The sequence below is a fragment of the Mitsuaria sp. BK037 genome (genome assembly GCF_014193045.1).
Classification (GTDB): domain Bacteria; phylum Pseudomonadota; class Gammaproteobacteria; order Burkholderiales; family Burkholderiaceae_C; genus Roseateles.
Window position 1 is genome coordinate 334,217 of the sequence record NZ_JACHYS010000001.1, and the last position, 11,520, is coordinate 345,736.

8 protein-coding genes are annotated in these 11,520 nt (G+C 71.1%); 1 reads left to right on the forward strand and 7 read right to left on the reverse strand.

Going from position 1 to position 11,520, the window contains the following annotated elements:
- Positions 1-74: 74 nt before the first annotated feature.
- From FHT37_RS01475 to FHT37_RS01490, 4 genes are all read right to left on the reverse strand, one after another.
- Positions 75-2,171, reverse strand: coding sequence for a glycoside hydrolase family 2 protein (locus FHT37_RS01475; protein ID WP_183478554.1), 2,097 nt, complete (start codon positions 2,169-2,171; stop codon positions 75-77).
- 71 nt (positions 2,172-2,242) lie between these two features.
- Positions 2,243-2,827 carry a hypothetical protein gene (locus FHT37_RS01480; RefSeq protein ID WP_183478555.1) on the reverse strand — a complete coding sequence of 195 codons (585 nt, stop codon included), beginning with the start codon at positions 2,825-2,827 and terminating at the stop codon, positions 2,243-2,245.
- Complete coding sequence (locus FHT37_RS01485; protein ID WP_183478556.1) at positions 2,824-3,489, reverse strand: response regulator; 666 nt, start codon at positions 3,487-3,489, stop codon at positions 2,824-2,826. Before FHT37_RS01485 ends, FHT37_RS01480 begins: the two co-directional genes overlap by 4 nt.
- Positions 3,490-3,703: 214 nt before the next feature.
- Positions 3,704-5,389 (reverse strand): UDP-N-acetylglucosamine-peptide N-acetylglucosaminyltransferase, encoded by a 1,686-nt coding sequence (locus tag FHT37_RS01490; RefSeq protein ID WP_183478557.1) that lies wholly within the window; start codon positions 5,387-5,389, stop codon positions 3,704-3,706.
- Positions 5,390-5,484: 95 nt separating this feature from the next.
- Here FHT37_RS01490 and FHT37_RS01495 point away from each other — a divergent pair, with 95 nt between their 5' ends.
- A complete protein-coding gene (locus tag FHT37_RS01495; protein WP_183478558.1) occupies positions 5,485-6,603 on the forward strand; it encodes a PA0069 family radical SAM protein in 1,119 nt (372 codons plus the stop codon).
- A gap of 46 nt (positions 6,604-6,649) precedes the next feature.
- Here FHT37_RS01495 and FHT37_RS01500 read toward each other — a convergent pair whose 3' ends face one another.
- From FHT37_RS01500 to dnaJ, 3 genes are all read right to left on the reverse strand, one after another.
- Positions 6,650-8,278 carry a phosphoethanolamine transferase gene (locus tag FHT37_RS01500; RefSeq protein WP_183478559.1) on the reverse strand — a complete coding sequence of 543 codons (1,629 nt, stop codon included), beginning with the start codon at positions 8,276-8,278 and terminating at the stop codon, positions 6,650-6,652.
- A 177-nt stretch (positions 8,279-8,455) separates the two neighbouring features.
- The gene (locus FHT37_RS01505; RefSeq protein ID WP_183478560.1) at positions 8,456-10,084 is read right to left on the reverse strand and encodes a response regulator; all 1,629 of its coding nucleotides are present in this window, start codon (positions 10,082-10,084) and stop codon (positions 8,456-8,458) included.
- Positions 10,085-10,295: 211 nt separating this feature from the next.
- Positions 10,296-11,441, reverse strand: coding sequence for a molecular chaperone DnaJ (gene dnaJ, locus FHT37_RS01510; protein ID WP_091723150.1), 1,146 nt, complete (start codon positions 11,439-11,441; stop codon positions 10,296-10,298).
- Positions 11,442-11,520 lie beyond the last annotated feature (79 nt).

Consider the following 11,520-nt stretch of genomic DNA (forward strand, 5'->3'; position numbering starts at 1 on the left):
CCACGAGCTTCCCCGGCACCGGCACGCACGCGACAGCGCGGCAACGGTCCCGGGGCTTGGGCGGCTTGCCGCGCTCAGCGGGCGGGGCCGCCGACCTCTCCGGTCTCTCCGCTCTTTCCGGTCTCCCCGGTCTTTGCGGTCTCTCCGAGCTTCCCGATCTCCCACTCGACGCCGTCGGCGCTGCCCCGGTCGTCGGTGACCTTGAGCACGGCGCGGCCCGCCTCGAGCACCGCGCCGGGCCAGCGGGCGATGCGGTCCACCACGTCCACCGTGCCCATCCCCTTGCCATTGACCTCCAGCGTCGCCTGGCGCGCATTGCTGTAGGCCTTGATGTCGACCAGGCCCGCGGGCCGTTGGACGAGGCGCTTGCTGGTCAGGTGCAGCACCGGCTGCCTGCTCCACCAGGCGCGCATCAGGTGATAGGCGTCCTTCAGGTGGCGCCGGTCGTAGCTGACCAGTCCCTTGTCATTGCGACCGGTGGTGTCGCCCTCGTGGCGGTTCGCCGCGGCATGGTCGAAGCCCAGCCAGATGAAGCTGCCCCACAGGAAGGGCCGCCGGGCGACCTCGGCCGCATAGGTTTCGTGGAACAGCGCCTGGTACTGCTCGGGATGCCAGCGCCCGCCCGGCTCGGGGCGACGCGGCGGGTCCTCCTGCTGGACGACGCTGGCGCCCGCGCCGAACTCGCCCAGGCCGATGGGCTTGTCCGGCATACGGGCGTGCAGCTTGTCGGCCCAGGGGCCGATGTCCTTGAACTCGCCGTCGTACCAGCCCCAATAGCGGTTGTAGGACGCCAGGTCCGTCTGCAGCGCCATCGGATGGTCATCCGGCGCGCAGCAGTGGGCATAGGTGGTCAGCCGCGAGGGATCCTCCTGCTTGGCCAGCGCATGCAAGTCGGCCAGCAGGGCGCGGATGGGCTCGTCGCTGCGGTAGACCTCGTTGCCCACGCCCCAGACGGCGACCGAGGCGTGATGGCGGTTCTGGCGGATCAGCTCCCGCAGCTGGGCCTGGATGTTGTCGCGGAACGCGGTGGTCTCGGCCATCAGGGCATTCAGCGGGATCTCGGTCCACACCACCAGGCCGAGCTGGTCGGCTCGCTCGTAGGTGTAGGCGGGGTGCTGGTAGTGGACCAGGCGCAGGCCGGTGAGGCCCAGGTCCATCAGGAGGCGCAGGTCCTCGTCGATCTCCGCGGGGCCCACCGCCACGCCGCGGCCGGGGCGGCCGGCGTGGAAGTAGTTGACGCCATGCAGCGGGTAGGGCTTGCCGTTGAGCAGGAAACCGCGCTGCGGGTCGACGCCGAACTGGCGCAGGCCCACCGGCAGCTGCACCGTGTCGGCCACGCTGCGGGCGTCTATCAGCTCGGCGCTGAGGCGGTAGAGATACGGGTCGGCGATCCCCTGCCACAGGTGGGGCTGCCGCACGTCGAGCGTCGCCGTCGCCGTGATCGGCGCGCCGGGCGCGAGCCGCAGCGATTGCGACTGCTGCGCCACGGATCGCCCCGCGGCATCACGCAGCGTCAATCGCAGCTGGCGCTCGACCGGCTGGTCGCCGTCGTTGCGCAGCTGCACCTGCACCTGGAGGCGCGCCCGCTCGGCGCTCAGTTGCTCGATGTCCACGCGTACCCCGGGGCCGCCATGGTCCAGCAACTCGATGTGGGCCCGCGGGGTCTCGATGAGGCGCACCGGCCGGATCAGTCCGCCGAAGACGGTGAAGTCGCCCGCCAGCGGCGCCACGTGCGGCAGCTTGCCGTTGTCGACGCGCACGGCGACCACGTTGGGCCCCGGCCGCAGCAGCGCCGTGATGTCGAAGCGGAAGCGCGCATAGCCGCCCTCGTGGCGACCGGCGTGGCGGCCGTTGACCCACACGTCGGCGGCCAGCGTCGCGGCGTCGAACTCCAGGAAGCGACGCGTCGCGCCGCCGGGCGCCACATCCAGGCTGCGGCGGTACCAGGCGGCGCCGCGGTAGGGGCTGCCGCCGGTCTCGCCATCGGGCACGTTGTAGGTGTGCGGCAGGGCGACGGTGGACCAGGCGGCATCGTCGAAGTCCGGCGCCTCGGCGCCCGCCACGTCGGCGCGCTGGAAGCGCCAGGCGCTCTCCAGCGCGGTGGTCACGCGGGCGGCCTGAGCGTGCAGGGCAAACAGGCTGAGCGCCAAGGCAAGCAGGGAGCGAAGCATCGTCAACGGGCCCGGAAGTTGGGAAGCGCGCCACCTCGAACGCTGCGAGGCGAGTTAATGCGGCGACCGAACTAATGTAGGGGCGAGCGCGTGTCGTGGCCATTGGCGAAAACACGCCCGTGGCGGCGTGCTGCGCATCGCGCTACGGCAACGGCAGCCGCACCTCGACCTGCAGGCCGCGGCCGCCGGCCGCCTCGGCCAACACGATGCGGCCGCCATGGCCCGCCACGACCGAGCGCGCGAGCGTTGCGGGACCGGTACAGCACCTGCGTCCCGCGCGTGACCAGGATGGCGGGCTGGCGCTCGGGCGAGGTGTCGTATTCCTCCACGATGGACGCGTGCAGCAGGTCCAGCGCCTGCCGGCGCCGCTCGGGCGTGCTGCCGGTGTCGTCAGCGATCGCCAGGATGGTCGGGTAGATCTGCTTCGACTGGAGCAGCAGGAAGGCGCGCCCGCCCTGGTGCAGCAGATAGGCGATGCCCAGCACCCACAGCAGCATCAGAAGCGCCAGTTGGGCCACCAGCAGGCGCCGCACCAGGCTGGGCCGGACCACGGCGAGCAGTGCCTCGCGCAGGCCCCGGCCCACGCGGACGAGGACAAGGACGAGGGCGGCCCGCGGCCCCGGCGGCGGGGGCAGGCGGAAGGACGACGCGGTCATCGCGTCTCCTGGTCGATCACGTAGCCCACGCCGCGCACCGTCCGCACCCAGCCGTCGCCGATCTTGCGGCGCAGGTTGGCCATGTGCACGTCCAGCGCGTTGCTCGCGTTGCCCGGGCCGCCGGGCAGCACCTGCTCCTCCAGCGTGCGCCGCGTGACGATGCGGCCGGCCCGCATCATCAGCAGCCGCAGCAGCTCGTATTCGCTGACGGTCAGCTCCACCGGCTGGTCCTCGACGCTGACCCGGCGCGTGGGCATGTGCAGCTGCAGTCCGCGCAGCGACAGCAACTCGCCGTCGAAGCCGTAGCTGCGGCGCGCCAGCGCGCGGATGCGGGACAGCAGCTCGGCCAGCTCGAAGGGCTTGACCAGGTAGTCGTCGGCGCCGGAATCCAGGCCGTTGAGCCGGTCCTGCAGCGCATCGCGCGCGCTCAGGATCAGCACCGGCAGCGACCCGTGCTCGCGCCGCAGCCGCGCGAGCAGCTGCAGCCCGTCGCCGTCGGGCAGGCCCAGGTCCAGCAGCACCAGGTCGCAGGGCTGCTGCGACAGCTGGTGCCAGGCGGCGGCGATCTGGCGGGTCCACACGACGTCCATGCCCTGGTCGGTCAGCGCGATGCGCACGCCATTGCCGAGGTCGAGGTCGTCCTCGATCAGGAGAATCTTCATGGCCGGCATTGGACCAGTCCGCGAAGCCTCCGCGCCGCCGCCGGCGCGGCGCTTCATCGATTCTTCATGTGGCCCACAGCCCGGCTTCATGGCGCCGGTCAACGTCACCGGCGCTTGTGGATGACGACGACGGTGACGGTGATGGCCGAGACCGAGACAGCCTCCGCGACCGAGGCCGGATCGAGATGGTGACGGCGAAAGGCTGCGGCTACGGCTACGGTCTGCGAGCGTCCGCGGCGTCGCCGGCTGGCGCGACCGGGACGGACACGGCCGGCAGGGCCTCGGGCGGCAGGCCAGCCACGGCGCGCGCCCACATGCGCCGGTAGAGCGCTTCCAGGTCGCGCGCGAAGGCGCGTGAATCGATCCACGGCCGGATCGGCGGCTTGGGCCCGGTCGCGAGCGCGCAGGCGCGTTCCACGTAGTCATCGAGCGTCTCGCAGACCAGCTCCGGCAGGCCGGCCTCGGCGAGCAGGCTCTCCGCCACGCGCGACGCGAAGCCGTCCCCGCGCAGCGTCACGACCGGCACGCCGGCCGCGAGCGCATCGCTGGTCGTCGTGTGGCCGTTGTAGGGCCAGGTGTCGAGCGCCAGGTCCGCGGCGGCCAGCCGGTTCCAGTGCGCGGCCATGTCCACCGGCGGCATGAACACCAGGCGCTCGGGCGCGATGCCGTGCCGCGCCGCTTCCTCGCGCAGCCGCGCATCCGCCTGCTCGCCGCCGCTGAGCTGCCACAGCAGCGCCGAGGGCAGGCGATGCAGCAGCACCATCCAGGCTTCGAAGATCGGCGGCAGGACCTTGTGCACCACGTTCGCCGACAGCAGCACGATCGCGTCCTCGGGCAGGCCCAGCGCGGCGCGCGGCGTCGGCACGATGCGGCGCGTCGCGTCGCCGGGCTGGTAGCAGCGCGGCAGCTGCGCGATGCGCTCGCTGTAGAACGGCGCGTCGGCCAGCGGCGTCACGATCGGGTCGCCGATGACGTAGTCGATGTAATCCGCGCCGCAGGTGCCAGGAAAGCCCAGCCACGCGACCTGCACCGGCGCCGGCCGCGCGGCCAGCGCGGTGAAGCGGCTGCCGGCCGTGTGGCCCTTGAGGTCGACCGCGATGTCCACGCCCTCGGCGCGCATGCGCGCGGCGATGCCGGCCGCGTCGAGCGCGCCCACGTCGATGAAGCGGTCGCAGGCGGCGCGCACGCGCTGCTGCAGCGGCGAGCCGTCGTCCGGTCCATGCGAGAACAGCAGCACCTCGAAGCCCGCGCGGTCGCGGCACTCGAGCACCTCCACCATCAGCGCGGCCGTCGCGTGGGCATGGAAGTCGCCGGAGAGGTAGCCGATGCGCAGCCGCGGCTTGTCGACCGCCCGCGCCGGCGGCAGGGACGCGATGCCGCGGCTCAGGAAACGCGTGCTCAGGCGCGCGACCTTGAGCAGGTCGGCCGGCGCGTGGGGCAGGGCGGCCAGCGCGAAGGGCACGCCGAACTCGTCGTCCGCCGCCTCGGGCTTGGTGCGCAGCGCCGCGTGCAGCGCCTGCAGGTTGGCGTCGAAGTCGTCCCAGCGCGCGCATTGCTGGTCGCCATGGGCCTGGTAGGCCTGCGCCATGACGCTGTCGGGACGCAGCGCGGCCACGGTGCGGAAGCACTCCGCCGCCTCGGTCTTCATCTGCAGCGTCTGCAGCGCGAAGGCGAGCTGCAGGTAGGCATCGATGTCGTCGATCTTCAGCGCCAGGGCCTGCATCAGCGGGCCGATCGCCGCCTGCGTCTGGCCGCTGCGCCGCAGCGACTCGCCCAGGTAGCGCTGCAGCGGGTTGGACGCGACGTGGGCATGCGGCGCGAGCAGCGCGGCCGCCTCGGCGTGGCGGCCGCGGCCCATCTCGTGGAGGGCGGCGCGCAGCAGGTCTTCGAGGGCATCCATGGGCGGCGATTATGTCGGCCGCGGCGATGCCGACGGGCCTCGGCGGATGTCGACGGGCACTGGCAATCCGGCCGATTACTGTATAAATTGACAGCATGCCGCAAGACACCAAGATCGCCAGGCCGCCGCTGTACATCCAGGCCGATGCCCTGAAGGGCCGGGGCAGCGGCTGGGCCATGCCGCACCGCTTCGAGTCGCGCGAGCGCGAACAGTACGACGACGGCTGGGGCACGCTGGACCAGACGGCGCTCGAGGAGCACGTCGCGCCCAGGACCGAGATCATCGAGGAGCAGGCCCGCAAGATCCTCAGCGGCAACCAGTCGCCGGACATCGGCTTCGATCTCTCGATCAATCCCTACCGCGGCTGCGAGCACGGCTGCATCTACTGCTTCGCGCGGCCGACGCACAGCTACCTGAACCTGTCGCCGGGCCTGGACTTCGAGACCCGGATCATCGCGAAGGTCAACGCCGCCGAGCGGCTGCGCGAGGCGCTGGCCTCGCCCGCCTACCAGCCGGCGCCGCTGGTGCTGGGCACGGCCACCGACGCCTACCAGCCGATCGAGCGCAAGCTGCGCATCACCCGCGCGGTCGTGGAGGTGCTGACCGAGGCGCGGCATCCGTTCTCGGTGGTGACCAAGTCCAGCGGCATCGAGCGTGACCTCGACCTGATCGTGCCGATGGCGCTCAAGCGGCAGGTGTCGGTCTACCTGTCGGTGACCTCGCTGGACCCGGCGCTGTCGCGCATCCTGGAGCCCCGCGCCGCCTCGCCGCAGCGGCGGCTGCAGACCATCAAGGCGCTGGCCGAGGCCGGCGTGCCGGTGGGGGTGAGCGTGTCGCCGGTGATCCCCTTCCTCAACGAGCCCGAACTGGAGCGCATCCTCGAGGCGGCCGCGGAGGCCGGTGCGACCAAGGCCTTCAGCATCCCGCTGCGGCTGCCCTGGGAGGTGGCGCCACTGTTCCACGACTGGCTGCGGCTGCACCAGCCGGACAAGGCCGCGCGCATCATGGCGCGGCTGCGCGACATGCGCGGCGGCAAGGACAACGATCCGCGCTTCGGCACGCGCTTCACCGGCGAAGGGATCTGGGCCGAACTGCTGCAGCAGCGGCTGCGCAAGGCCTCCCAGCGCCTGGGCCTGGGCCGCGAGCGGCACCAGTTCGACTTCAGCGAGTTCAGACCCCCCTCGAAGCTGGAGGGGCAGCAGTCCTTGTTCTGACGGGCCTGAGGGGCTTGACGGGCTCGAGGGCCTGACGGACGGTCGATCAGCCGCCGCGCCGGCAGGCGCCGACCCAGTCCCAGTCCTTGCGGTAGACCGAGGTCTGCACGCCGCTCAGGCTCAGCACCGTGTGGTACAGCCCGTCGTGGGACATCGGCGTGTCGCGGCGCTGGGTGAGGCAGGCCTCGTCCAGGCGCTGCGACTGGCGCGTCTGTGCCGGCAGCCACAGGATCAGCGGCACATGCTTCTGCTGCTTGGGCGCCAGCGCATAGGGCATGCCGTGGAGGAACAGGTTGTTCTCGCCCAGCGACTCGCCGTGGTCCGACACGTACAGCAGGCTCGGATCGAAGCGCGACTGCTGGGTGGCCAGCCAGTCGATCGCCTTGGCCAGCACGTGGTCGGTGTACGCGATCGTGTTGTCGTAGGCATTGCGCACCTCCTCCAGCGGGCACTGCTGCAGCGCGTTGCTGCGGCACTCCGGCTGGAAGGGCTTGCGCTCGGCCGGTGTGCGCAGGTAATACGCCGGTCCATGGCTGCCCATCTGGTGCAGCACCAGCACCACGCCGCGCGCGACGCGCTGCGGATCCAGCGCGGCGATGCGCGCGTCCAGGTCGTGCAGCATCGCCTCGTCCAGGCATTCGCCGTCGGGGCGGCACAGGCCGGCGGGCAGGGGATGGTCGGCGCGGGCGGGATTGATGGCCTGCGCATTGGGCACGCGGTCGCAGATGCCCTTGCAGCCCGACTGGTTGTCCAGCCACAGCACCGCCAGCCCCGCGCGCTGCAGCACGTCCAGCAGCGTCTCCTGGTTGCCCGGGTGGTCGACATACGCCTCGCGGCCGAGCTGCGAGAACATGCAGGGCAGCGAGGCCGCCGTCGACGTGCCGCAGGACGCGACCTCGCGGTAGCTCAGCACCGGCTTGCCCGAGAGCTCCGGGTTGGTCGGCCGGCCGTAGCCGTTGAGCTGGAAGTTCTCCGAGCGCGCCGTCTCGCCCACCACCAGCAGCACCAGCGGCGGCCGCGCACCGGCGGGCCGGGGCGTCAGCGTCGCGTCCGCGGCGACGATCTCCGGCGGGCCCTTGGGTTTCTTCTGTTTCTGGACGACCAGCGCGGCGCTGGCCCAGATCGCGTTGATCGGGCTGACCATCTTGGTCAGCACCTTGTGGTTGCGCAGGGTCGAGGCCAGCTCCGCGGTGCGGGTCGCCGCCAGGCCCACGCCCAGCGCCAGCGCCAGCGCGACGCTGGCCAGGTTCCAGCCGAGCCGCTGGTACCAGCGCCGGTCGGTCAGCCGCTGGCGCCAGAGCCAGAGCAGCGGCAGCAGCGCGATCACCGCCACATGCGCCGCCAGGCCCCAGCCCATCAGGTCGCGGGTCTCGCGCACGTCGGTCTGCAGCGCGTTGGTGATCATCGCGCTGTCGATGACCACGCCGTAGCTGCCGATGAAGTAGGCCAGCGGCGCGGTCAGCAGCAGCATCAGCGTGAGCAGCGGCTTCACCGCCGCGCGCCAGGCCAGCAGGCTGAAGCAGGCCGCCAGCACCAGGACCACGATGCCGGCGAAGACGACGACGAACAACTGGCCCGACGGGCCGGCGTAGTCGGACATGCCGCTCATGCGCTGCCACAGCGGCCAGTTGCCGAGCACGCCGATCCAGAGCGCAGCCAGCCAGGTCAGGGTCAACGGGGAACGTGTGCGCGGAGCGCCGGCCTGGCGCGATCGCGAGGTCGAGGAATCGGAAAACGGCATCTTGCTTGTGTCAGGCCGGCATGATCAAACCGGCCCTTGTAGTGGTCCCACCTGAAGATCTCCTGAAGCCTCGCCCTGCGTCATGCCGCGGTGCGGCCACTGGACCGGCCTTCATCCCCGCAAGGCCATGCCGCCGGCGGCACGGGCCGCCTTCAGCCCCTGGCCGCTGGCCTGCACGTAGCGGCGTTGCAGGTCCTCGATGCGAGGCGCCAGCGCGCTGGGATCGCTCATTCTGTCGCGGTAGCGCTTGAGCACCAGCGCCGCCATGTCGATCAGCTTGGCGTTCAGCGTCAGCCCGCCTTGCTCGACCAGCAGCTGCACCCCGGCCTGCGCGTCGCCACGCATCGCCTGGCGCATCGCGGTTTCCGAGATCGCGAAGACGCGGGCATTGGCCTCGCGCATCAGCCGTGAACTGGGCTCGTGGCCCTCGGCCATGGCGAGCATCACCTCGGTCGCCGACTTGGAGCTGCAAAAGCGCAGCCCGAGCTGGCTCATCAGCAGGTCCATCTCGCTGAGCTCGATGTCCTGCCGCGCCATGCGCACCCACAGGGCGATCAGCAGGCAGGCGGCTTCCAGGTCGAAGGCCTCGTCCGCGGCGCGGCGCGCGAAGTCGCGCGCCAGCTGCAGCGCATCGGCGAGCCGGCGTTCCATCAGCAGCCGCAGCCCCTGCAGCAGCACGTCGAAGCGCTGCAGCCGGACGTCTCGCGGCGCGCGTTCGATGCCCTGCGCCAGGGCGTCGGCGGCGTACTTCAGTCCCTTGCCGTCCTTCGCGTCGAAGCGCATCAGCGCGAGCAGGGCCAGGCTGTGCCAGTCGAAGAGCTTGGAGCGCAGCCCCTGCGCGAGGCTGCGTTCCAGCATCTTGAGCGCCTCGTCGCGCTGGCCGGCATAGAAGGCCAGCGTGCCGCAATGCTGCTGGCGCAGCAGGCATCCCGGCGTCAGCGTCGCGGCGGTGCGGTAGGTGGCGAGCGCGGCGTCGATCTCGCCTTGCTCCATCTGCACCCGGCCCATCAGGTCGTAGCTGTCGGCCTGGTCGGGCATGTCGCCGATCAGCGTCTCCAGCGTGCGGCGCGCGGCGCTCAGGTTGCCGCTGGCCACCTCGGTGCGCGCCACGCCCAGCCGGGCCCAGGGCACGGTGCGCGCGGCGATGATCGCCTCGTACAGCTCGCGCGCCTCGGCGTGGCGCTCCAGGCGCAGCAGCAGTTCGGCGCCGATGCGCGCGGCATAGAGCCAGTAGGTCGCCTTCTGCTGGAAGCGCTCCAGGCAGAGGTCAACGGCGCGGTCGAAGTCGCGGGCGTCGATGGCGTCGAAGATCGCCTTCAGCTCCAGCTTGCGGTGCCGCGCGTTGGCCAGGCGGTCGGCCAGCGCGGCGCTGGTGTAGGGCTTGACGAGGTAGGCATCGAGCGCCGCCTCGGCCGCCTCGGCGACCTTCGCGTAGGAGGCCTCGCCGGTGACCATGACGAAGACGGTGGCGTAGGGCAGCAGCTGCTCGCGCCGCAGCTCATCGAGCAGGTCCTGGCCGGAGAGCTCCGAGCCGTCGAAGTAGTAGTCGCACAGGACGATGTCGTAGGGCTGCGTCTCGAGGATGACGCGGGCGTCGCGCACCCGCGTGGCTTGGCGCACGTGCCCGACGCCGAGTTCGCGCAGCTGGGCGGTCATCAGGCTGCGCGAGGTCGCGTTGCCGTCGATGACCAGCGCCTGCGTCTTGGACAAGGGGCTGGACAAGGCGTTGGCGAGCGTCATGGCCGCCGTCCTGCAGGCGTGGCGGGCGCCCATGTGAAAAAGCCCGCCTCCGAAGAGAGCGGGCCGGCAGCACTCCAACGATGTGTGCGAATGTCGTCAACCACGAGGCGGATTGTCCGCCCGGCGATCGCCGCCGGCTCCCCGGGTTTGCGTGGGGGCCGCGGCTTGAATTCCCAATCCGGACGTGAACTTGCACGCCGCTGTTGGTGGCTTACTTGAAGAGGTCCTTGACGCGGTCCGTCCAGCTCTTCGCGTTCGGCGAGTGGCGCTCGCCGCCGTCGCGCAGGCTCTTGTCCAGCTCCTTCAGCAGCTTGCGCTGGTGCTCGGTGAGCTTGACCGGCGTCTCGATGCTGATGTGGCAGTACAGGTCGCCGGGATAGCTCGAGCGCACGCCCTTGATGCCCTTGCCGCGCAGGCGGAAGGTCTTGCCGTGCTGCGTGCCCTCGGGCAGTTCGATCTCGGCCTTGCCGCCCAGCGTCGGCACTTCGATCGAGCCGCCCAGCGCCGCGGTCGTCATCGACACCGGCATCGTGCAGTGCAGGTCGTCGCCGTCGCGCTCGAAGATGTCGTGCTGCTTGATGCGGATCTCGATGTAGAGATCGCCAGACGGCCCGCCGTTGACGCCCGGCTCGCCGTTGCCGGCGGAGCGGATGCGCATGCCTTCGTTGATGCCGGCGGGGATCTTGACTTCCAGCGTCTTGGTCTTCTTGATCTTGCCGGCGCCGTTGCAGGTGGTGCAGGGCTCCGGAATGATCTTGCCGGTGCCGTGGCAGTGCGGGCAGGTCTGCTGGATGCTGAAGAAGCCCTGGCGCATGTGCACCGTGCCGCTGCCGCCGCAGGAGCCGCAGGTCTTGGCGCTGGTGCCGGGCTTGGCGCCGCTGCCGTGGCAGGTGTCGCAGCCTTCCCAGGACGGGATGCGGATCTGCGTCTCCTTGCCGCGCGCGGCTTCCTCCAGCGTGATCTCCATCGCGTAGCTCAGGTCGCTGCCGCGATAGACCTGCTGGCCGCCGCCCTGGCGCCGGCCGCCGCCCTGCTGACCGAACAGGTCGCCGAAGATGTCGCCGAAGGCCTCGGCGAAGCCGCCGAAGCCTTCCGCGCCCGGGCCGCCGCGGAAGCCCTGGTTGGGGTCCACGCCCGCGTGGCCGTACTGGTCGTAGGCCGCGCGCTTCTGGCCGTCGGACAGCATCTCGTAGGCCTCCTTGGCCTCCTTGAACTTGTCCTCGGCGTCCTTGGCACCTTCGCCCTGATTGCGGTCAGGGTGGTACTTCATCGCCAGCTTGCGATACGCCTTCTTGATGTCGTCTTCGCTGGCGTTCTTCGCGACGCCTAGGACTTCGTAATAGTCACGCTTTGCCATGGATCTTCCTGGGGGCCTCAAACCAAAACGCCGCGCGAGGCTGGCGGCCCCGCGCGGCGGCTGTCAGGCGACAGCGGTT